The sequence below is a fragment of the Succinivibrio dextrinosolvens DSM 3072 genome (genome assembly GCF_900167015.1).
In the GTDB taxonomy this organism is placed as follows: Bacteria; Pseudomonadota; Gammaproteobacteria; order Enterobacterales; family Succinivibrionaceae; genus Succinivibrio; species Succinivibrio dextrinosolvens.
In genome coordinates this window covers 1-24,037 of the sequence record NZ_FUXX01000039.1, presented here as the reverse complement: position 1 = coordinate 24,037, position 24,037 = coordinate 1, and the positions used below count along the sequence as shown (strand labels likewise).

Sequence of the window (24,037 nt, the reverse complement as noted above, 5' to 3'; positions counted from 1 at the left end):
ATAAGAATAAGACTTGCCAACTACTACAGAGACCATGGAGATGAGGCAGGATATCAGCTACTAAAAGGCTCCAGATTCCTTCTGCTTACACGTAATTCTCGATTATCTGAAGAAAAGAAAATCAGACTTGATTCTATCCTAAGCTACTACAATGAACTCAATAAAGCCAATGAACTAAAGGAGCTGTTACCTGAAGTCTATGAAGTTAACTCTAAGGCTGAAGCAGAACGATTATGGACTGAATGGGTAAGGCTAGCAATGTACTCTGGTGTTGAGGAAATAATGAAATTTGCTAAGAGTCAGAATGACCACTACAGAGATGGTATTACCAATGCTGGCATCTACCATATCAGGACAAGCGTTCTGGAAGGTATAAACAATAAGATTAAGGTTCTAAAGCGTGTAGCCTATGGCTACAGGGATTTAGATTATTTCTTTTTAAGGATTAGAAGTGCATTCAGGGGGAAGTTTACACCAATCCCGGCGATTGAATAGAAGAAAGCCCTGATGAATTTTATTATATTCAAATCAGGGCTTTCCACAGATTCACGGATGAACCATTATTTATGCAAAGGAAAGCTATGGTTTTGTGGAGAGGGGGAGGAGTATAAGAAAAGGTTAATTGTCATATCAGAAAAAATAACCCCCGCCGAAGCGAGGGTATTCTTAGAAGTTCAAGCTAAAATTACTTGCCTGACTCTTCCATTGACTTGATTAACTCAAGAACCTTGTTTGAGTAACCGATTTCGTTGTCGTACCATGATACTAACTTAACGAAGTTGTCGGTTAAAGCGATACCAGCCTTCTCGTCGAAGATAGAAGTACGGGTGTCACCTAGGAAGTCTGATGATACAACAGCATCAGCAGTGTAACCTAGAATGCCCTTTAAAGCACCCTCTGAAGCAGCCTTAACAGCAGCACAGATGTCCTCGTAAGAAGCACCCTTCTTTAAGGTACAGGTTAAGTCAACCATTGAAACGTCAAGAGTTGGAACACGTACTGACATACCGGTTAACTTGCCGTTTAATGAAGGAATTACCTTACCAACAGCCTTAGCAGCACCAGTTGATGAAGGAATGATGTTACCAGCAGCTGCACGACCACCGCGCCAATCCTTCATTGAAGGACCGTCAACAGTCTTCTGAGTAGCAGTTGTTGAGTGAACAGTTGTCATTAAGCCGTTCTCGATGCCGAACTCGTCGTGGATAACCTTAGCTAAAGGAGCTAGACAGTTAGTGGTGCATGATGCATTTGAAACGATGTCCTGACCAGCATAAGTGTCATTGTTAACACCCATAACGAACATTGGGGTTGAATCCTTTGAAGGAGCTGACATAACAACACGCTTTGCACCAGCCTGGATGTGAGCACGTGCCTTCTCATCAGTTAAGAATAGGCCAGTTGACTCAACAACGTACTCAGCACCAACGTCACCCCACTTTAAGTTTGCTGGATCACGCTCTGCAGTAACACGAATGGTGTTGCCGTTTACAACTAAGTTACCGTCAACAACATCGATGGTGCCGTTGAACATACCGTGCATGGTGTCATACTTTAACATGTATGCCATGTAATCTGGTGGGCATAGGTCATTGATACCAACAACCTGAATACCTAACTCTGGACGTAGGATTGATGCGCGGAATACGAAACGACCGATACGGCCAAAGCCGTTAATACCAACTTTAATAGTCATATTAAAAGTTACCCGTAGTTAACAATTGACAAAAAATAAAAACATTAAAAAGATACTATAAATCTGACGATTGTCAAGATAAGCTCTTTTTAACTTAACACTTTTATAAAAGTAGCTTTATCACTAAAGCAGATATAGTTTAGAACATTGTTTAAAATTTTCAAATCTATTTTTGGTATTAGTTCAAAAAAAATCTTTTATATAAGCTTAAAAATTATTCTGCTTAATATAACATACTGATTTTTTTGTTAAAATACAGTAAGAAAAGAGTTAATTCTGACCTGAAAATTTTTTTCTTATTTTTTATTTTAATTACATAAATGTGATTTAGTTCAAATAATTATGCACTATCATCACTCATTTCAATATCATTGATTAAAAGCTTTAAATCTTACGAAATATTACACAATATTCACCGTCAATGACCAATTTGAAACAGATCACAACTTATGTGAAGATTTTGAGCCTAGCTCAAATTTTTGAATAAAAAGATGGTGCATTCTGGCAATTTTGCAAGCAATTTAGCAGTTTAGTGAGTATCATACTTGCGGATTCATTCCTAGGTTCAAATTTACAAACATTATTCTTATAAAGGAACTCAGGTTTAATCTATATTTATGAAGAATAGGTCTGCAATTTTGGAGCTTTTTGAAATTTGCAGTAAATCACCTACCTAAAATACATTGATGTTTGCATTAAATTAAACTAACTATAAAAAGAAATGGCATAACCATGATTGACATTCAATTACTAGCGGATAAAAAAGGTATAGCCCGCACCTATCTGGATGCGACTAACAAGCTTGTTTATATTTCTGAAGAAAGTAGAAAGTCTCTACTCGAAATATTAGGCTATCCTGTAAACGATGAGCGTGCTCTGCAGAAACTCTTGGATAAAGAGGAGCTCGATGAATATACCAGTGTTCTTGATCCTGTAACAGTGCTTACAGATGAAGATGAACATCAGTTCTATATCAGAACTCCTGAATCTTTTGGGGAAGATGAGACTGCACAGCTTACTGTAACCCTGAAACTTGAAGACGGTCGCAAGATCGAACGCAATATTCCTCTTGAGCAGGTGGAAATTGCTGATTACAAGAATATTCAGGGAACAGTATATGATATCCGCCGCTACAAGCTTATGAGCGATCTTCCATACGGATATCACGAGTGTAATGCTTTTATCAAATCTAAAAAGAAGACCTTAAAGTCAATCAGCATGTCTTTGATTGTATGTCCTTCAAAGGTTTACACTCCTAAGGAAATTCTTGAAGGCAGGAAAGTATGGGGCGTAAGCTCTCAGCTATATACCGTAAGATCCAAGAATAACTGGGGTATTGGCGATTTTGAGGATCTAAAGCAGCTTTTACTTGGCGTATATAAATGCGGTGGACAGTTTGTCGGTTTAAACCCAATGCACGCTGGATATCCTGCTGTTCCGGATGAGTCTGCCGTAAGCCCATATTCACCATCATCCAGAAGCTTCATCAATGTTATCTATATTTCAGTTCCATCCGTACCTGAGCTTTTAAACTGCAAGCCTGCACAGGATCTCATTCACTCAGAGAAATTCCAGCAGCGTCTGCATGTTCTAAGAGACAAGGAATATGTTGATTACCGCGGTGTAATCGAGGCTAAGCTGGAAGTATTACGTGTCATCTTTGATAACGTCAAGGTAGATGACAAGAGATCATCCCGCGGCAACAAGTTCCTTCGCTTTATGGAGCAGGGCGGTGAACAGCTTATTAACATGGCTACCTATGACGCACTTCAGGCTCACTACTATGAAAGCGGTGTGAATGCCTACTCATGGGAGGTCTTTGAAAAGGAATATCAGAACGTCAATTCACCTTTTGTAGAGCAGTGGCGTAAAGATCATTACAAGGATGTTCTTTTCTACTGCTATCTTCAGTTCCTGGCAGCAGAGCAGCTTGATGATGCCTATAGAACAGCAAAGAATGCCGGCATGATGATCGGTACCTATCGTGATCTTGCTGTGGGTGTCGCAAAACAGAGCTGTGACGTCTGGTCAGATGTCGATAATGTGTTCTCTCCTTCAGGTTCGATCGGTGCTCCTCCTGATCCATTAGGACCTCTAGGTCAGAGCTGGGGATTGTCTCCAATGACTCCGAATGCCTTAAAAAAGGCTGCTTATCGACCAATGATCAGAATGTACCAGGCTAATATGAAATCCTGCGGAGCGATCCGAATTGATCATGCAGCAGGATTATTTAGACTTTGGATCACAAAGTTGGGATCTCCTGCTTGCGAAGGAGCTTACGTTCATTATAGTATGCATGATTTACTCGGAATCATTGCTCTTGAGTCTCACCGTAATAAGTGTTTGGTTATTGCGGAGGATTTGGGCACTATTCCAGTGGAATTAACCAAGGCTTTGAAAAAGGTTGGGGCTTTCTCCTATAAGATCTTTTTTGATGAGCGTGCTGAGGATGGCGGCTATATTGCTCCTCAGGATTATCAGTCTCAGGCAATGTCTGCACTTACAACTCATGACATGCCAACACTGGTAGGCTGGTGGAATTGCTTTGACCTGTCTTTAGGTAAAGAATTAGGTATTTATACCGAGGAAGAGGCAATCAATCTTGCTGAGCTAAGAGAGAATGCCAAGCAGCGTATTTTAGACAGCATGCATGGACTTGGCAGTGTATCTGACGATATTTCAAGAGATGCAAAAGAAGTGAAGATGACTCCTGATTTTGCAAAAGCACTGCAGATTCATATGTGTAAGGGATCATGCTCTTTATTCAGCACTCAGATTGAAGATTGGATTGGAGTAGATAAGCCTGTTAATATCCCTGGAACCAATACTGAGTATCCTAACTGGCGCAGAAAGTTAACTGCGGATCTTGAGTTCATATTCGATATGGAGCACGTGAAGACCATGACCAAGGAAATGACTGACGCCAGAAATAAATAAAAAAATAAGTATTTTGAGGAGACAGCATAATGCTGATTGATGATTTAAATAACGCAAAGATTGGCAATCCTTTTGAAACACTAGGTCTGCAGAAGTTAGAGGGAAGCTCATATATTTTGAGAGCATGGTTACCTAGTGCACATAGCGTTGAAGTTTATTCCATTGACGGAAAGGATTTCATCTGCACTCTCACCATGGTACATCCAGATGGACTTTTTGAGGAGAAGATTTCCTGCGAGAAGCCATTCCACTATATGTTCAAAGTAACATATGCCGATGCTACTGTAGACGTTATTGACCCATATCAGTTCAGAGACGAGGCTTTCTTTGGTCTTAACACCATGAACGAAGATCCTGAGAACATCTATAGAACCTTAGGTGCTCAGCTTATAGAACTTAACGTTGACGGTGTAAAAATCAAGGGAACCAAATTTGCAGTATATGCTCCATCAGCAACTGCTGTAAGTGTTATCGGTGACTTCAATTTCTGGGACGGTCGCCGTCTGCCAATGGCCAAGAGCCTTTTAGGTCACTGGGTTCTGTTTGTACCAGGCCTAGGTGCAGGACTTCGTTACAAGTACGAGATTAAGGATCCGTTCGGTAACCGTCTGCCTCACAAGGCTGACCCTGTTGGCTTCTATCATGAGCAGTATCCATCATTTGCTTCAATTATCTCTGATCAGCACTCATATACATGGCATGATCAGGAGTGGAAGAAGTCACAGCTTAACAATAAGCTTGAACAGCCAATCTCAATCTATGAGCTTCACTTAGGTTCATGGAAGAGAGATGAGAACGGTCAGCCTTTAAGCTACCGTGAGCTTGCAAAAGATCTTTTAGATTATGTAAAGGAAATGGGTTATACCCACATCGAGCTGATGCCTATCATGGAGCATCCTTTCTCCGGTTCATGGGGCTATCAGCCAACCGGTCTGTTTGCTCCAACCTCAAGATTCGGCAGCATTGATGACTTCAAGTTCTTCGTAGATACCTTCCACCAGAATGGTATCGGTGTGATTTTAGACTGGGTTCCAGCTCACTTCCCAACCGATGCTTTCGGTCTTGCAAAGTTTGATGGTACCTGTGTTTATGAGTACGAAGATCCTCGTCGTGGATGGCATCCTGACTGGAACTCTCTGATTTATGACTTTGGTCGTGATACAGTTCGTCGCTTCCTGATTGCTTCAGCTTTAGTATGGCTTGACCTGTACCACATCGATGGTCTGCGCGTTGATGCAGTAGCCTCAATGCTTTACTGGGATTACTCAAGAAAAGACGGCGAGTGGATCCCTAACGTTGACGGCGGTAACATCAACTATGAGGCTGTAAGCTTCTTAAAGTGGTTCAACGAGGAAGTTTACAAGAAGTATCCTCACGCCTTCACTATTGCAGAGGAATCAACTGCCTTCACAGGCGTATCACGTCCTACCTTCTCAGGCGGTTTAGGCTTCGGCTTCAAGTGGAACATGGGCTGGATGCACGACTCTCTTGAGTACATGCAGACCGATCCATTCTTCCGTAAGTATCACCATGGTGAGATGTCATTCTCAATGATTTATGCTTTCAATGAGAATTTCATTCTTTCAATTTCTCATGATGAGGTAACTCACGGCAAGCATTCTCTACTATACAAGATGCCAGGTGACGAGTGGCAGCAGGCAGCTAACTTGCGTGCTTATCTGACCTACATGTATGCTCACCCAGGCAAGAAGCTGAACTTCATGGGCTCAGAAATCGGTCAGGGTTCAGAGTGGAATGATGATGCTCAGCTTGACTGGTGGTTACTGAAGTATCCTAAGCATCAGGGTATCCAGAAGCTTATCAAGGATCTGAACAAACTGTACAGATCAGAGCCTTGTCTGTGGAGAACCGATTACGATCCTGCTTCATTCAAGTGGCTTGACGTTAACGACTCGGAGCACAGCGTATTTGCTATGCAGCGTAATAATGGCAAGGACTTCATCGTTGCTGTATCAAACTTCACTCCAGTTCCATATGTTGCTTACCGCTTAGGTGTACCAGAGCCTGGTACCTATGAGGTAGTATTCAACTCTGACGACAAGCAGTACTGGGGTAGTGCATACGGTACAGGTGAGACTAAGCTTGTAGCTTCAAATATCTCATGGCAGAACTGCTATCATTCAATTGTGCTTGATCTGCCTCCACTATCAACTCTGCTCATCAAGAAGATTTCAGATTAGAAACTAAATCTTCATACAAAAACAAAAGGAGGATCTATAAGGTCCTCCTTGTCTTAAACTCTCAGATTTACACCGAAACGTCCATGTTTTCCATGGGAGCAGGAAATTTAACTATAAACTTTTTACCTTCGAATTTACTGTTACTGAATGTTTTTCGATGTTCATATTCTTCTGACCCAACCTCATTCTCATCTTAAGAAAGTCTTTTAATTTGCCAGAAAAAAAACAGATAAGGTGAAAAATAATAAAAAGGTAGTGTTTTTTTATGAATTTTTTCAAAAATCAGAGAACTTCACATAGTTGATAAGAAAAGTTGCCTAAAATTCCTGCAAAGTTTAACTTGCTAAGTCTGATTTCCGATAATTAGGGAAAGATCTGACTTAAAAATTTATAAAAAAAAAAAACTAAAACAAATATAGTTAGCAGATAAAACAACAGATCTTAAGAACTTGAGGAATGTGGTATGAATCAACCTATCTCCCGGCATGTGGATTTCAGGCTTGTTCCTTTGGGTGTAACTCTTACCGAGGGAGGCTGCTATTTTTCAGTGTGGTCTCCAAACGCTGAACAGATAGTGGTCCATCTGTATGATAAAAGCGAACATGAAATCAGAAGAGTAAGTCTTCCTGAGAAAAAGGGCTGTGTCTGGTATGGCTTTATCGACGGAGTCCAGGTTGGTGATCTTTATGGATATGAAGCCATCGGTGAGTATGACCCTTCACGCGGTCTTTATTTCATGAAGGATCATATTCTGGTAGATCCTTATGCCAAGGCTCTCTCCAAGCCTTTTGTCTACACCGAGGATCGCTATCATAATCACTATGACGATTTCATTCCGAAGGCCATTGTCTGTGATGATTCTGATTTTGACTGGCAGGGCATTCAGAAGCCTGCCATATCCCTTGATGATCTTCTAATCTATGAGTGCAATGTCAAGGGCATGACCATGCTTAATGATGATGTGCCTCCAGAGAATCGCGGCAAGTTTTTAGGCATGTGCCATGAGAAGGTGATTGCACATTTAAAGAGACTGGGTATTACTGCAGTGCAGTTAAACCCTATCTATGCCTATGTCTCAGAGCCTCATCTTTCCAAGATCGGCAAGGTTAACTACTGGGGATACAATCCTGTCTGCTACTTTGCTCCTGATCCTAGATTTGCTGTAAATCCAAGAAATGCCGTCAATGAGTTTAAAGAGATGGTTCGCGAGTTCCATCGTAACGGTATTGCAGTGATTCTGGATGTTGTATACAACCATACCGGCGAAGGTGGTAACGGCGGCAGTGTCCTGAGCCTTAAGGGATTTGATGCTCACAACTATTATGTTCATCCACGCAATGAGGATGGTTCTACAGATTTTGGCAATTTCTTTGATGTAACCGGATGCGGTAACTCTGTAAATGTTGATTCAAGACCAACCGTGAATCTGGTTTTAAACTCAATGACTCACTGGCTTGAGGATATGCAGGTCGACGGCTTCAGATTTGACCTATGTGTGACCTTATGTCGTGAAAGTCACGGTGAAGTCTTTAATGAATTCGATCCTAACTGTGCTTTTTTAAAGGGGTGTTTCTGCAATGATTCTATTAACAAGTCAATTCTTATTGCTGAGCCTTGGGATGTTGGAAACAATGGTTATCATGTGGGCGGTTTCCCACAGGGATGGGCTGAGCAGAATGACAGATTCCGTGACACGGTAAGACGGTTCTGGCGAGGAGACAAGGGGCTCATCGGCGAGTATATCACCCGTATTATGGGATCACGTGATATTTACTTAAAAGAGACCCGCTCCATCAAATCCAGTCTGAACTTTGTAACCTATCATGACGGCTTTACCTTAAATGATCTGGTTTCCTATAACTCCAAGCATAATGAAGCCAATGGAGAGGATAACCGTGATGGCTGTAATGACAATTACTCCACAAACTGCGGAAAGGAAGGCCCAACTACCGACAAGAAGGTAAATGCCAAACGCTGGCAGATGAAGCGAAATCTTATAGCATCGACAATTCTGAGTCAGGGTATTCCTCACCTTTTAGGCGGTGATGAGTTCTCAAGAACACAGCAGGGTAACAATAATGCCTACTGTCAGGATAATGAAATCTCCTGGACCAAATGGGATTATTCTGAGGAGAACAGGAATTTTATTACCTTCATCTCTCTTTTAAACCAGATTCGTCATGAATCCATGATGCTTCGTGAGCTGCTTCTTATTGATGACAGTTATCGCGTAAGCTCCAAACGTTCAAGCTATGATGCAACCTGGTACCGTCCTGACGGAGTTCAGATGCATTCTGCAGACTGGACCAATCCTGATACCAAAACCGTTATTCTGGTGGCCGGTGCAGTTAATGATGAAGAAGGCGAGAGCTGGTGTGTAATCTTTAATCAGAGAGAAAAATCTCAGAGCTTTAAGCTTCCACCTGTATCTCCTGGCCGAGAGTGGGTAGAGATTTTCAATACCGCAACAGATAATGGTCTGCCTGAATCAAGTCATGCAGTAAAGAGTGTTACAACCACCTGTCCTTGCATCAGGGTGTTCAAGCTTAGAAATACTGTTGTAAAAAAGATTGTAGACTCAGTATCAATTGAGTCTAAGACCAGACATTCTAATCGTTCTTAGGAATGTTGTTGATTGCTACACGCTACACCGTGGTCTAATGCCATGGCATAGCGTGTTTTTTTGTAAGAAGTTTTTAAACTCTGCTAATCTGTAACATAGCTCTGCACAAACTACAGAGTTACATCACGGATAGCACCTATAGCCATAAGCTTAGGTTTTTTCTCGCTGACAGCTGCACTCTTATCTAAGAGATCAAGTATGGTCTTAACATACTCTGGTGCTATAACTCCAGATGCTGTCTTTATGAACAGTGATCTGAAGAGATTAGCTTTGCTGCCGCCTTCTGGTGTTAGATGTACAAGCGAAATCTCATCCTTGTCATCCTTCTTTAAAGCATCCTTCATATCCTCAAAGACACCGAACAGGTCATTGCAGTCATCGATAAGGTTTAATGAAAGGGCATCCTCACAGAGGAATACCTTACCTTCGGCGAATACTCTGTAGTCAGTGTTCTTAAGAGCAGGGCGGGAATTTCTAACCAGAGAAATAAAGTTCTCGTAGATGCCTTCAACCTCAAGAGTATTCATTCTGCGCTGAGACTCAGGCATTCTGACTGCAACAGGAGTTCTTGCTAGCTCAGAGGTTTCAACTCCATCCTGTCTTACACCATACTCGTTTAAGAGATCATGAATACCAAGACCCAGGGAGAATACACCGATTGAGCTGGTGATAGTAGTAGGTGTGGCATAGAGCCTGTCACAGGCGGTACTGATCCAGTAGGCACCTGAGGCACAAAGAGAGTTCATGGAAACATAAACAGGAATATCTCGTGTCGCTTTAAGATTTAAAATCAGATTTCTGATCTTCTCTGAGGCACTGACTGAACCGCCAGGTGAATTGATATAGAAGATTACACCTTTGATTCTGTTATCCTCAAGAATCTTCCCGATCTGAGTGGCGATATTATCAGGAGTAAATTCGGTTGGTCGTTCAGAGAAATCCTTAATTTCTCCGATACCGTATAAAACAGCAATCTCTGAGCTGCCATCCTGTGTTTCTACGGTTACAGGATTATTAGAACCACTCTTTCTGTGCTTCTTTTTCTTTGCCTTTGACACAACTGATGAAGTCTTCACTGAGTCAGCAAGATCCTGATAGTCAGTCATGTTCGGATTGAGCATATTATCTACATAGCCGTAATCGTTTGATAAGGCATATTCAAGATTAAGCTGTGAGTTAATTTCATCCACAAGACCCATGCTTTTGAGAAGCTGAGCCTCAGATCCTCTGAATCTGTCAAGCTCTGAAAGGAAACGCTCCGGATTGTCAAAGACAGTACTTAAAGCTTTAGATGCATTCTCTCTTGTATTTAATGATTCCTTATAAAGTTTCCACAGAGAATCAAAGATATGCTGATACTCTTTTTTTACACCATCAGACATTCTGTTTTCGGTGAAGATTTCAACTGCACTCTTAAATTCTCCTGCCTTGAATACCAGAGGTTCAACTCTGAATCTTTCAAGAAGATCCTTCAAGTACAGATTTGAGCTTGCAAAGCCTTTAAAATCAAAACCGCCAAGTGGATCAATTATGATGCTGTCAGCTGCTGTGGCGATTCTGTAAGCTGATGCTCCATAGCTCTCTGCAAAGACAGTAATTCTGGTGTCAGGCTTATTTTCCTTGTATTCACAGATAGCATTATAGATACGTTCTGCAACAGGGAATGTGGTTATGCAGTCGGTGAGATCAAAATAGATTTCCTTGATTGCATCTTCACTCTGTGCAGCCTTCAGAGCCTTCTCAATAGAGAGAATGTCATTGATGCGTCTGTTGTTGAGTTTTTCATCAAGATTACGGGTCAGCTTTGAGTAGTCATCATCAGGAAGAGGATACTCATATACCGGTCCGTTTAGACCAAAGTATAAAACAGGCTCTATATGTCCTGCTTCATAGCTGCTTTTGCCTGAGAACTCAGCAATTACATCCGAGCCTTTGTCTGCAACGGTATTAACCATGCTGACCAGGGCAAAAATAGCAATGATGAGCAGAATGAAAATGATATTGAAAACCGTGTTTCTGATGAAGGTAATAACAGAGCCTATCATCATGAACAGATGACATAAACCTTTTAGTAGAGAAGGGGAGTCTTTCTTTACTGAGCCAGTCTGAATGGTTATGTAGTCACTGCGGTTTTGGGAGGTGGAATTATTTGGATCTTTAAAATCCATAAGGCATATCCTCAAAAATAGAAGACAGGACTTCTGTGTCCTGTCTTATGAGCGTTAATTAGATTATTTTGTAACAGCTGGGGCCTGAGAGGTTGACTGTACGATCTTCATAACAGAGCTTACCATGCCTGATACATCTGAAAGATTGTTTGGAACAATCAGAGTATTGTTGGTCTTGGCAAGATTTGAGAAAGCCTCAATGTACTGCTCTGCAACCTTCAGGTTTACAGCAGTGTTTCCTCCCTCAGCCTGAGTTGCTGAAGCAATTGTCTCTAAAGCCTTGGCAGTTGCATTTGCAATGGCGATGGTAGCCTGAGCCTTACCTTCTGCGATATTGATTTCAGACTGCTTCTCACCTTCAGATTTAGCAATGGCAGCTTCTCTTGCACCGTTTGCAAGGTTAATCTGCTCCTGCTTTCTACCCTCAGACTCGAAGATAACTGCTCTTTTCTCTCTTTCTGCGGTGATCTGTCTCTGCATAGCCTGCAGAATAACTGCTGGAGGAGTAAGATCCTTGATTTCATAACGCAGAACCTTAACACCCCAGTTTAAAGCAGCCTCGTCAATTGCTGCTACAACCTGGTTGTTGATGACGTCTCGCTCTTCAAAGGTCTCATCCAGAACCATCTTACCGATTACAGAACGCAGAGTGGTCTGAGCAAGCTGGGTGATAGCCACGATGTAATTAGATGTACCGTAGGAAGCAAGCTTTGGATCGGTTACCTGGAAGTACAGAATACCGTCAACTGAAAGCTGGGTGTTATCACGGGTGATACATACCTGACTTGGAGTATCCAGAGGAATTTCCTTTAGTGAGTGCTTGTAGGCAACTTTATCAATGAATGGGATGATGAAGTTAAGACCTGGATTTAAAACCTTGTGGAATTTACCAAGTCTTTCAATAACCCATGCAGTCTGCTGAGGAATAACCTTGATTGCCTTTACAGCAAAGATAATTGCAATAATTATCAGGATTAGCGCAACGCTGCCGCCTGACAGATCCATATCTAAATACATTTATATGCTCCTTAATTACTTAGTTAAAATCAGTCTGGTACCATCAACCTTCTCGATGTGGTAGATTCCAGTCTCCAGTGAGCCTTCACTGGCATATGCCTTCCACTGTGCTCCACGGTAGTTGACGGTGGCACCTCCGTCGGAATCGATTTTCTCGACGTTAATAATCTGTCCCTTATCAAGATTGTCACAATCCTGATTGGGAGTAAGCTTTTTTCTGATATTGCGTCTGAAGACAAATGCCGCAATCACACCAGCAATTGCTACTATTGCAGCAACAATACACTGGGTTGTAAAGGATGTTCCCATGAAAGCAAAGATACAGGCAATAGCACAGCCTGCCACCAGTGCCAGAAGATAGATGCTTCCTATCATCATCTCCACACCTAAAAGCACAAGGCCTAAGATCAGCCAGATAAGATAGTTTTCCATGGCTTATTACTCCTTAAGATTTGCTTTTTCTTTTATTAAGCTTTGATGAAATTACTGCAACAAAGACCACAAAGAATATGAATGGGAAAAATATGATTTCCTCGTCTTCAGGCTCAACTACTACAGCAAGATATCCTGTTATCAGAGCTACAAATACAAAGCCTATAAAAAGCAGAATTTTAAATATCTTCTGAACCAGCGAATCGAGGTTATTAGGAGTGACTGCCGGGCCTGTGTTTGGAATACTTACTGAAGAAGGGGCTCTCTGCTGATTTTTGTTTGAAATGTTCTTTTCAATTGATGGACTGTTCAGTTGTCCTGCATGCTGATTGTGTTCTTTCTGAGATTTTGTAATCTCATCCTTGATCTCATCAATTGAAGTTTTCCCAAGTTTTTCGATAAGAGATACATAATCTCCATCTTTGGGTTCGAAAGGAATGTTGCTCATAGAATCCTTATATCTCTTTGTTAGAGAGGTGAAATCTGACAGTCTTTTTATTGGGAGGACTGTTTTTTGTTTGTTATTTTCTGCAGATTAAAACTGCTGTTTTGTATGAAAAATTATAACACAGGCATCTGTTTTAATCGGGATTAGCACAAGACTTTTTAACAGCGGTCAAAAAAGAGTCTGTATATATACAGCTTTTTTGTCGAACGGAGAATGCATAACATTCATTCTCAATTGTTATGCTTTAATGAATAGGGTGGAATTTTGCCTGCTATACACTGAGGAAATTCATCAGGTTTGTGGCAGTAAGTTCTTCAGACTCTTTTCTGGTCTTTTCGATTTCCTCGGTATTTTCTGTTGATTCAGTGTAAATGTTGATAATGTCCTCTCGCAGAATTGTTATAAGCTCAGGCGCATTCTTTTCAAAATACTTTATTTCCTCGGTAAGAGATTGAGCTGTTAAGGTGTCATAGAAAACATCATGACAAATCCAGACTACAGTTGTGTCTTCGTCATAGGTTATTCTCATGTTGTTGAATCTTCCTGTTATAACATTTGAATGCAGAAGATTTCTGAAGATGACTGGATTGTTTTCTGCCTCCTCACCTAAAACCTCAACCTGCATGAAAAGCATCAGGGTTGCTTCTGAGGCAAAAAAGTTCAGAAGGCTTCCGTCCTTCAGTCTGATTGATGCAAGTCCGTCAGAGTCAAAATCTGGCAGCTCGTAGACGGTTACCTGTTTTATTAACTGATTTAAATCCTCGATTTTCATCTCTCACCTTATATTCATGTATTTCTATACTCTGATTATAGAAAAAACACATTGAATCATTATTTAAAAGCATCTGATCATCAAGGATTTTTCTTTGATTTTAAAAAAAATGTGACTACGTACTAGATTTTATATTAAATATTGTAGTTGCATTTTAAATACAAACTATAATAGTAATAATTAGAATACCAATCTATGTGTATGTGGAGGTCGTTATGAGTGACAATGTTAATAACATTAACAAATTCAATCAGATCAGTAAGGAATTTGGTAATAACAGTGTTGATAACGATTTAAATAACAATGTAAGACAACGCAGTAATTCTGTTGTTATCAGTAATGATGAGCAGAAAAACATTGAATCACTGAGAAAATCTATTGTAAACGACAAAGAAAGATTGGTGATGGATGGACATTAGTCACTGAAAATGACGATCCTAACGCTCTTCTGAATAAAGCTATCAGTAAAAATGAGGCTAACAAGACTCTGATTGGTATCGATAAGAAACTTTTTATCACAGAATTTAAGAAAGATCCTGATTCAAATAAGACAATTTTCATTGATAAGAAATCAATGCCAGGGCTTTTCAATCTGCAGAAACTTGCATCTGGTTGTCCTCTGGATTTCAAAACCAAATGTTCCAAGCAGAAGCTTGATAATTACGGTGCCCTGTCAGCAATGTACAAGGATGCTAATTCAACCAGTAAAAAGGCCTATCTGGATCTTTTAGTCGCAAATGCTCTAGGTGAGAAGATTTCCAGACTTTTCAATGGTGCTCTTACAGGCGAGGGTAAAACTCTGTGGTCAAAGCAGTCTATTCAGGCTCTTATCTGTGATCTTCTGGCTGAAAACCGTGGAGCAGAGCAGATTAAACAGGCTCAAACGGCAATAAATGACTATATTGATAAGGTATCCTTTCATTGTCAGAATCTTTCTCAGAAAAAGCTGGCACGTCTGAATTCAGTCATTATCAGCTCAAAGAATATTATTAAGTCAATTGCAGAAAATAAGCTCAAATATGCACAGAACATTATTGCAAGAGAAAATCATTATCTGAATGCGGCTAATAATATTTCAAAGCTGGATATCAAATCATTCAACATGACTGATACTTTTGGTCTGAAAGATGAAACCATTGAGAATGAAAAGCTGTCTGTTCAGCTTGGCACAGTAAGTATGGATGTCGGCTACGATGTAATCAGTTCAGCTGAAAGCAAAGCTCATAACAAAAACTATCAGGATAGCCTCAAAGCTCTTAAGACTCTTAATGATGTAAGCGATCAGGTTTATGGTGCCTTCAGAGATTCAACCTTTAACGGTCATACCATTGATACTCTGAAAAAACTTGTTGTTGAGCAGGGCTTTTCAAATGAGCATCTGCTTCATTTCTTAAATGAGAAGTCTAATGAGACCTTTAACAAGATTAAAGGTAACATTGATAAACTGTTTTCTCAGAATCCAAGTGCAGACCAAATAGCAAACGAGCTGTTATCTGTTAAGAATGATCTGAATAGAAAGGTATCAGGAGAACAGAAGAGGGAGCTTGTAAAATATATCTCTCAGAAAGTCACTGACCATAGAACTCAGAGACTAAACAACGCTATCAACCAGAACAATGTCAACGGACAGAATGTTGCAAACAACCAGAACAATGTCAACGGACAGAATGTTGCCAACAACCAGAACAATGTCAACGGACAGAATGTTGTAAACAACCAGAACAATGTTGACGGACAGAATGTTGTAAACAACCAGAATAATGTCAACGGACAGAATGTTGCCAACAACCAGAACAATGTTGACGGACAGAATGTAGCCAACATCCAGAATGAGTTTGTAAATCTGACGAAGGATGCAGAGGATAATTACAGATTTTTCTGCAGAATAATGTCAGAGGCTAGAACTGACGAGAATATTCAGAATCATTTCTCTGAAATCCTGACAGCTTTATCTGCTATGAAATTCAAATTCATTGGTATTAGTGAGCTTTTGAATCTTAATGGAACTCAGGAAGAGAAAGAAGCTAAACTTGCCAAGTTTATAAAAGATTTCGCAAAGGCTTTAGACAGTAAGGATGATGCTATAAGCTTCCTTGACAGCGTCAGCAATACTCCAATGAATTCTCTAAATAAGAGAGTTGCTATGGATTGCTTTATTTCTCCATTTACAAGCTCCTCTAATCAGATTGTATCTCAGAAAGCTTTGAAGATGCACCAGACTCTGGTGATTATGCCTGAAATCAATGATATTCTGGATAAAATTGACGCTGTTCCAAATGGAGAAACTCCTGTCTATGGAGAAAAGACTAAATATATAAAAGATATTTTATTACGAATTATGTCCAACGAATGGGCAAACATTGATTCTGTTCAGCTGAAATACCTCGTTGAGGAAAGTGTGAATGGACCTCTTAAAGAGCTTGCTCCATACTGGAATACTATTCTTGATGCTGCGTATCATGCCTTTATTGAAGAGTGGGTAAGGGCAGATCCTGAACTTAAGGCTCCAGCCAATGTTCATGCCATTAAGGCTGATGAAATGGCTCCTGATGCTGCGATTGTCTTTGAGAAAGAAGATTTAAGAGAGCTGTTCCTTAATCAGCTGAGTGACGGAGTTCTTCATAAATTATATGAAGGCAATATGGGCCTTGTTCGTGATACATCGCAGACTAAGAACATCCAAAAAATTGTAACAGAAATTAACAAGAGAACCAGTGATCAGAGAGCACTGAAGACTTTAATGACATCCAGTGTGGAAGGCAAAAAGATGCTTGCTACCAAGGAACTGGTTGAAATCCTAAAAGGTCTTGGTGTTAAAGCTGATAACATGGACAAGATGACCCCTGATGAACTTATGAAGCTCGGAATTGATAAAACCGATCTGATCATGGAGTTAAATTCAAAAGCAGGGGTACCAAGAGAATATGTAGACTCATTAAAAAATCTTCAGAAAACTGTTGGTTTACCTACAGTTAATAAACTCAGATTGGCCCAGAAAGTTCCATTTGGTGAGCCAGTAAAGGGGCAGGAAACAGCTGTTTCACTGTCTGTTATTAAGGATACTCTTGTTGATGATCTAATGGGAGTAAACAGTACTGTTCTTGAGAGCTATGGTATTGACAAGAGTAAGCTCAGCTTTACTCCGGAGGAGATTACTCTTGCAAAGAATATTCAGAAATACAATAAGGAAATTGATGTTTACAATCTTAAGCGTCAGCACAATCTGAATCCAGGTCAGTTGCCTCCTCTGCCATGTGATAACTATCCTAATGACGATAAATCAATGGCGCTTTACAACAAAATGAATGAAGCCCTACAGCTTTTGGGCGAGAAGATTTCTGAGACATCGGGAACCAGGCCTTTGTCACATGTGACAAAGCTGATGCTGGATAAATATGTAGAGCTTTCTTTACTGCATAAGGGAAGATATTTTGCTCCTTACGTAAATAATGGCGCATTCTTGGCTGCCAATGACCAAATGTCGATAAATGAATACTCTCAGTATATTGATGGCATTACTGATAATTACAACATAAAACCTGCAGATCCAGAGATTGTAAAATATGTACTTAACGACCTGTGTACTGCCAACAATATTGATGACTGGGACGGAGAACTTCAAGAGGCAACAAGAACTGCAAGAATGACTGTTGCTGATAAAAAGGTAATTCTAAATAATCTTGCTATTCTTGAGAAGAATATTGATCCTGCAACCTTCTTGGAATCAAAGGAGGAAACTGAATTCAGTAGAGACTTAAGAGCACTTCACAATGCTTCTGATGAGGAATTTAATGAGAAGCTTCTGGCTTTCTCAAGTAAATATATTAACAAAGATGTTGCCGTCAATTCAGATTCTGTTGTGCTGATTAAAACTTTTAGACAGAGTAAATCGGGGGCTGATGCTGCAGGAGATGTATTTAACAGTGCCTTTAGGGAGAACAATTCGGAAGTTATTACTAACCTCAGAAATAATTTCACTCATGACATGGATACGAATGTGACATTAAGGCAGGCTCAAAGTCAGGTTAGCGCTATTTCTAAACAGAATGTTGAACTGGTAAGACCATTAGGTTTTGAATATCTAAATAAGGGCAGTGTTAGAACTCTGGTCAGAATGGCTGCCAGTTATGCTGCCGCAAAACTTGGTTATACAGGAAAGGAAGATGTTTACTCTGCTTATAAGGACAGTAAAACATCTATAACTGATAAGCTTACTATAAGAGATACCATGATCAGATGTCTGATGGATCATGGTATTGATGAAAGTATGGCTAAAATTCTAACTGAGACCAGATTAAACCAGACCAGCACGGATTTCGTCTTCGCCAGAGCTTTCAACAAGATTAAGAATAATGTTCTTGGTATGTTCAGTGATATTGCATTTCTTTTATCGGGATTCTTTACTCCAAGTGCAACTAAAGAACATCAGAGAAGAGTCCATGACTTCAATGAATATCTGCCTGCAGTTCAGGGAATGATAAACAGATTAGGGGAGAATGAGGTCAGATATGTAAGCAGACACATGGACTTTAAATTCACTGTTGGCATTCAGGATCATTTCCAGTCTTTTAAAGATACCAACCTGGGTATTTTGAGGGCATCACTAAAGAATGCAAATGATGCAGCAATCATGATTACACGTGATCAGAACGGTAAGATAAAAGTTAATCTGAATACAACTATATTTGATGTTTCTGTTGAAGCTGATGCAATTCTTGCTGCTCATAATGTTAAGGGAATTGGTTTTAATGCAAGTGCAGGTGGTGGACGAGAGAGAATTCTCAATTTGAACTTTGATTCTGATAATGAAGCATCTGCTTTCCTGTGTAAGCTTTTCACAAGTCAGCTGACAAAAGATGATATCAGGGCAGCAACAGATGTTTCTTCAGGTACCAAAGGAGGGGTACATGCAAGTGCAACTGCAAGATTGAATCTTTTGGAGATTGTCGCAGACCATGTTTATCCAAGTGACTTTAAGGCAATTACAAACGCCCATGGAAAAGATAAGAAAGATCTTGAAAATCAGTTTGCAAAAGAACATCCTCTGTACTCAGAGCTTGAGAAATGGACCAGGATCGGCGCGATTGAAGTTGGTGGTTCTGCAGATGGTTCTAAGAGCACTGTATTTGATAATACAGGAAGCACAGAAACCAAGAAGACAGTGTTTAAACTTACTAACAAAACCAAGGTATTTACCTTTAAACCAGGAAAAATGAGACCTGATTACCATAAGGATGATTTTGGTGTTGATAAGATTATCGGTGCTAAGGATATTGCAGAGGAAGCTGTTGATACCTTTAAGAATATCACGATTAAGCAGGAAAACGAAAATGCTGCCAATTCTGATGCATCTAAGGAATTTGCAGATAAATTCAAGAAGATTGATAAGAAGATAGGTAAAATCAACTCATTAGGACTTCCTTCTTCAAGAAGCATAGAAATTGAAAAGATAAAACATTTCTCTGCCGGCAAGAAGATTATGGATGAAGCCTACGAAAAGGTTACCTATAACTATATGTCTGAGGACAGCATTAATGATCTGTTCGCTAAAAGACTTATTTCAGCGCAGGTTAGGGATAATCTGTTAAAACTTGCAGGTGATGAAAAGATTACCAAATATACCATTGTCCGCAAGTTAAAACAGGATGTTATTAATGCTAACAAGGATGAGCCTGCCGCTCTTGAAAAGGCAGCGGATAAAGTCAACAGTAACTACTTTATATCAGAGATTCTTATTGAAACAAGTGCCGGTTCAAAAGCAGTTGAAGAAAACGAGAACTGGATGAACTTTGTAACTGGAGGATATCTAAGCTATAAGGTTACAGCTCAGTCTAACTCAACCAATGTTCTTCATATACAGAACACTGGAATGTTGATGGCATCTTAATCTGACTAACGTCTATACGGATTCTCTGGGAGGACCAGAGAGTCCAATCGAAAGTCTATCTGTTTTCTTGCAGATGGACTTTTTTGTGGGCATCTCTTTGTTTCCTAATATCAAGAAGTTCTGTTAACTGTCAGAGTCAGTACCTTTTCAAAATACATTTTTCTATCTGATGTTTCCCTGCAGTTTGTTCACAATGATCTGTGTTGCACTATTTTGGAAGAAAAAAGTCTTTAAAAATCAAATAAATAAAAAATATATAACTAACTGATATTATTAAGTTATTTTAGAGTATAATCACACAAATTTTTTTTAGGAGGATTTTATGTTACGCATTATGGAAGAGGCTCTAACATACGATGACGTTCTGTTAGTCCCAGCACACTCAACTGTTTTACCTAATACTGCTGATCTTCGTACCAGACTGACCTCCAATATTCAGCTGAATATTCCAATGATCTCTGCAGCAATGGATACTGTTACAGAATCCAATCTGGCAATCGCTTTAGCTCAGGAAGGCGGCATTGGCTTTATTCACAAAAACATGTCAATTGAACGCCAGGCTCAGGAAATTGCAAGAGTTAAACGTTATGAGAACGGTATGGTTACAAAACCAGTTACTGTTCATCCAGAGGCAACCATTCGAGAGGTTCTTCAGCTTGCTGCTAAGTGTGGATTCAACGGCTTCCCTGTCGTAGATGAGAAAGAGAATCTTCTGGGTATTATCACTGGTCGTGACACCAGATTCCTAACCAAGCTGGACGTTAAAGTTCACGAGGTTATGACTCCAAAGGACAGACTGGTTACTGTTCGTGAAAATGAGTCTCGTGAGAATGTTCAGTCTTTAATGCAGAAACATAGAATTGAAAAGGTTTTAGTTGTTGATTCAACCTTCAAACTGAAAGGTTTAATCACTGTTAAGGATTTCCAGAAGTCCTCAAACAAGCCAAATGCATGTAAGGATGCAATGGGCAGATTACGTGTAGGCGGTGCTATCGGTGCCGGTGCAGGTAATGAGGAAAGAGCAAAGGCTCTTGTTGAGGCAGGTGTAGACGTTCTTTTAGTTGACTCTTCACACGGTCACTCACAGGGCGTTCTAGACAGATTAAAGTGGCTTCGCAAGGAATACCCAGAACTTCCAATCATCGGTGGTAACGTTGCTACAGCAGCTGGTGCTTTAGCCCTGGCTGATGCTGGTGTTAACGCTGTTAAGGTTGGTATCGGTCCTGGTTCTATCTGTACCACCCGTATCGTTACCGGCTGCGGTGTTCCTCAGATGACAGCTGTATCAAATGCTGTTGATGCTCTTAAGGGCTCAGATGTAACAGTTATCGCTGACGGTGGTATCCGTTACTCAGGTGATATTGCCAAGGCTCTGGCTGCAGGTGCTAACTGCGTTATGGTTGGTTCTATGTTCGCTGGTACCGAGGAAGCTCCAGGCGAGATCGAAATCTATCAGGGTCGTTCATTCAAGTCATACCGTGGTATGGGTTCTTTAGCTGCTATGTCAAAAGGCTCTGCAGACCGTTACTTCCAGTCTGACAATGCAGCAGACAAGCTGGTTCCTGAAGGTATCGAAGGTCGTGTTGCTTATAAGGGTATGCTGAAGGGCATTATCCACCAGCAGATGGGCGGTCTTCGTTCAGCAATGGGCTTAACCGGCTGTGCTACCATCGACGAGCTTCGTACAAAGGCTCAGTTCGTTCGAATCACCTCAGCAGGCTTCAGTGAGTCACACGTTCACGACGTTTCAATCACCAAGGAAGCTCCTAATTATCAGAGCCACGTATAAGAAACGTTAAAAAACAGAGCACCTGATGTATAATACTAGGGTGCTTTTTTATATCTTGTCCCGTAATATCTTTGAATTGTTCAGCTTACGGGATAATCTCAACAAGAGTAGTAAATATGTCTTCACAGAACATACATTCTGAAAAAATCCTCATTCTAGATTTCGGTTCACAGGTAACTCAGCTGATTGCCCGTCGTATTCGTGAAATCGGTGTATACTGCGAAATCTATCCTTTTGATGCAGATTTAAGCTTAATTAAAGAATTCAATGCTCAGGGTATCATTCTATCAGGAAGTCCTGAGTCTACCACTGAGGAAAACTCTCCTCGTGCTCCTTCATGGGTATTTGAGGCAGGCGTTCCTGTTTTAGGTATCTGCTATGGTCTACAGACCATGACTGTTCAGTTAGGTGGTACCGTTCAGGGCTCAAGCAAGAGAGAGTATGGCCACGCTACTGTTGAAGTTAAGGCTGCATGTCCTCTGTTTGATGGTCTGACCGATCATGTTGGTGAGAAAAAGCTTGATGTCTGGATGTCTCACGGCGACAAGGTAACCGCAATTCCAGAGGGCTTCGTAACCGTTGGCAGCACTGATACATGTCCATATGCCGCTGTTTACAATGAACAGAAACAGTTCTACGGTGTGCAGTTCCATCCTGAGGTAACTCACTCAGTTCAGGGCGCTGAGATGTTAAAGCGTTTTGCTTTAAATGTATGTGGTCTTCACGGTCTATGGTCTCCAAGCGCAATTATCGATGATGCTGTTGCCAGAATCCGTGAACAGGTTGGTGACAAGAAAGTTTTATTAGGTCTGTCAGGCGGTGTTGATTCATCTGTTACCGCTCTGCTTCTTCAGAAAGCTATCGGCAAGCAGCTTACCTGCGTATTCGTTGACAATGGTCTTTTAAGACTGAACGAAGGTCAGCAGGTTAAAGAGATGTTCGAGCCAATGGATCTGAACTTTGTATATGCTGATGCTTCAGACAGATTCCTTGAGGCTTTAAAGGGCATTTCTGATCCTGAGCTTAAGCGTAAGGCTATCGGCAAGACCTTCATTGACGTCTTTGCTGATGAAGCCAGAAAGCTTGATGATGTTGAATTCTTAGCTCAGGGTACCATTTATCCTGACGTTATCGAATCTGCTGCAGCCAAATCAGGCAAGGCTCATGTTATCAAGTCACACCACAATGTAGGCGGTCTTCCAGAGGATCTGAAGTTCAAGCTGGTAGAGCCACTACGTGAGCTTTTCAAGGATGAAGTAAGACGTATCGGTATTGCTTTAGGTCTTCCTGAGAGCATGGTTATGCGTCATCCATTCCCAGGTCCTGGTTTAGGTGTTAGAGTTTTAGGCGAGGTTAAGAAAGAGTATCTTGATCTTCTAAGACGTGCTGATGCTATCTTCATGGAAGAGCTGAACAAGACCGGCTGGTACCAGAAGGTAAGTCAGGCTTTCACTGTATTCCTGCCTGTAAGAGCAGTTGGTGTTATGGGCGATCACCGCAGCTATGATTTCGTAGTTTCCTTAAGAGCGGTTAAGACCATCGACTTTATGACTGCAAAATGGGCTGAGCTTCCTTATGATCTGTTAGGTCATATCTCTAACAGAATCATCAATGAGATTAACGGTATCTCTCGCGTAGTTTATGATATTTCTGGTAAACCACCAGCAACTATCGAGTGGGAATAACCGGCAAAACTATACTGAACGTATAGATAGAAAAGAGCTTCGTTAAATAGTATGAAGCTCTTTTTTTTGGTTCTAATCATAATTTCGGGGTTTTGTTAAACCCCGTTATATTTTCCAGGGAAATTCCACATTATTAGAAGCTTGAAATATTCAAAATCTCTAAAACCATAAGCCTTTCTTTTTATCACTTTTATTTTATTGTTTATTCCCTCAACTATTGAAGTTCCAACTCTATACAGACTTGAGTTAATTATTCCATCCTTATACTTCCTTTCCTGAACCTCGGCAAACTTAACTATTTCTGGTACTTCTGAGCTTAAAGCCATATCTCTCCATTCATTCCAACGTAAGGATGCATCCTCAACAGTGTCACAGAAATATA

The 24,037-nt window shown here is 40.5% G+C and carries 15 protein-coding genes; 8 read left to right on the top strand and 7 right to left on the bottom strand.

Going from position 1 to position 24,037, the window contains the following annotated elements:
• Positions 1-495, top strand: a 495-nt coding sequence (locus tag B5D46_RS09530; protein ID WP_143675656.1) for a transposase, incomplete at its 5' end; no start/stop codon positions are given.
• Between the two features lie 190 nt (positions 496-685).
• Here B5D46_RS09530 and gap read toward each other — a convergent pair.
• The gene (gene gap / locus B5D46_RS09525) at positions 686-1,696 is read right to left on the bottom strand and encodes a type I glyceraldehyde-3-phosphate dehydrogenase (protein WP_078929265.1); all 1,011 of its coding nucleotides are present in this window, start codon (positions 1,694-1,696) and stop codon (positions 686-688) included.
• Between the two features lie 732 nt (positions 1,697-2,428).
• Between gap and malQ the strand changes: the two genes are divergently transcribed.
• The 3 genes from malQ (at position 2,429) to glgX (ending at position 9,457) form a co-directional block, all read left to right on the top strand.
• The gene (gene malQ / locus B5D46_RS09520) at positions 2,429-4,633 is read left to right on the top strand and encodes a 4-alpha-glucanotransferase (protein WP_078929264.1); all 2,205 of its coding nucleotides are present in this window, start codon (positions 2,429-2,431) and stop codon (positions 4,631-4,633) included.
• A 29-nt stretch (positions 4,634-4,662) separates the two neighbouring features.
• Positions 4,663-6,834, top strand: a complete 2,172-nt coding sequence (gene glgB, locus B5D46_RS09515; protein WP_078929263.1) for a 1,4-alpha-glucan branching protein GlgB — start codon at positions 4,663-4,665, stop codon at positions 6,832-6,834.
• A gap of 463 nt (positions 6,835-7,297) precedes the next feature.
• Positions 7,298-9,457 carry a glycogen debranching protein GlgX gene (gene glgX / locus B5D46_RS09510; RefSeq protein ID WP_078929262.1) on the top strand — a complete coding sequence of 720 codons (2,160 nt, stop codon included), beginning with the start codon at positions 7,298-7,300 and terminating at the stop codon, positions 9,455-9,457.
• A 110-nt stretch (positions 9,458-9,567) separates the two neighbouring features.
• Here the strand turns inward: glgX and B5D46_RS09505 are convergent, their stop codons facing one another.
• The 5 genes from B5D46_RS09505 to B5D46_RS09485 all read right to left on the bottom strand — a co-directional run bounded on the left by B5D46_RS09505 (position 9,568) and on the right by B5D46_RS09485 (position 14,294).
• Entirely contained in the window at positions 9,568-11,625 is a 2,058-nt protein-coding gene (locus tag B5D46_RS09505) for a S49 family peptidase (protein ID WP_078929261.1), read from the bottom strand.
• 63 nt (positions 11,626-11,688) lie between these two features.
• Positions 11,689-12,642 (bottom strand): SPFH domain-containing protein, encoded by a 954-nt coding sequence (locus B5D46_RS09500; RefSeq protein ID WP_037972673.1) that lies wholly within the window; start codon positions 12,640-12,642, stop codon positions 11,689-11,691.
• 15 nt (positions 12,643-12,657) lie between these two features.
• On the bottom strand, positions 12,658-13,074 hold the full coding sequence (locus B5D46_RS09495) for an NfeD family protein (protein ID WP_078929260.1): 417 nt from the start codon (positions 13,072-13,074) through the stop codon (positions 12,658-12,660).
• A 13-nt stretch (positions 13,075-13,087) separates the two neighbouring features.
• Positions 13,088-13,522, bottom strand: a complete 435-nt coding sequence (locus B5D46_RS09490) for a hypothetical protein (protein WP_078929259.1) — start codon at positions 13,520-13,522, stop codon at positions 13,088-13,090.
• Between the two features lie 271 nt (positions 13,523-13,793).
• Positions 13,794-14,294: a type III secretion system chaperone gene (locus B5D46_RS09485; RefSeq protein ID WP_078929258.1), complete on the bottom strand. Its 501-nt coding sequence runs from the start codon at positions 14,292-14,294 to the stop codon at positions 13,794-13,796.
• Between the two features lie 215 nt (positions 14,295-14,509).
• On the opposite strand from B5D46_RS09485, the gene B5D46_RS09480 reads away from it, so the two are divergent.
• From B5D46_RS09480 to guaA, 4 genes are all read left to right on the top strand, one after another.
• Positions 14,510-14,713 carry a hypothetical protein gene (locus B5D46_RS09480; RefSeq protein WP_078929257.1) on the top strand — a complete coding sequence of 68 codons (204 nt, stop codon included), beginning with the start codon at positions 14,510-14,512 and terminating at the stop codon, positions 14,711-14,713.
• Between the two features lie 155 nt (positions 14,714-14,868).
• The gene (locus B5D46_RS09475) at positions 14,869-20,181 is read left to right on the top strand and encodes a hypothetical protein (RefSeq protein WP_078929256.1); all 5,313 of its coding nucleotides are present in this window, start codon (positions 14,869-14,871) and stop codon (positions 20,179-20,181) included.
• A gap of 322 nt (positions 20,182-20,503) precedes the next feature.
• Positions 20,504-21,970 (top strand): IMP dehydrogenase, encoded by a 1,467-nt coding sequence (gene guaB / locus B5D46_RS09470; protein WP_031492198.1) that lies wholly within the window; start codon positions 20,504-20,506, stop codon positions 21,968-21,970.
• Between the two features lie 116 nt (positions 21,971-22,086).
• Positions 22,087-23,655: a glutamine-hydrolyzing GMP synthase gene (gene guaA, locus B5D46_RS09465; protein ID WP_078929255.1), complete on the top strand. Its 1,569-nt coding sequence runs from the start codon at positions 22,087-22,089 to the stop codon at positions 23,653-23,655.
• Positions 23,656-23,750: 95 nt separating this feature from the next.
• On the opposite strand, the gene B5D46_RS12290 is transcribed toward guaA, so the two are convergent.
• The coding region (locus tag B5D46_RS12290) for a transposase (protein WP_200805043.1) at positions 23,751-24,037 on the bottom strand (287 nt) is incomplete at its 5' end.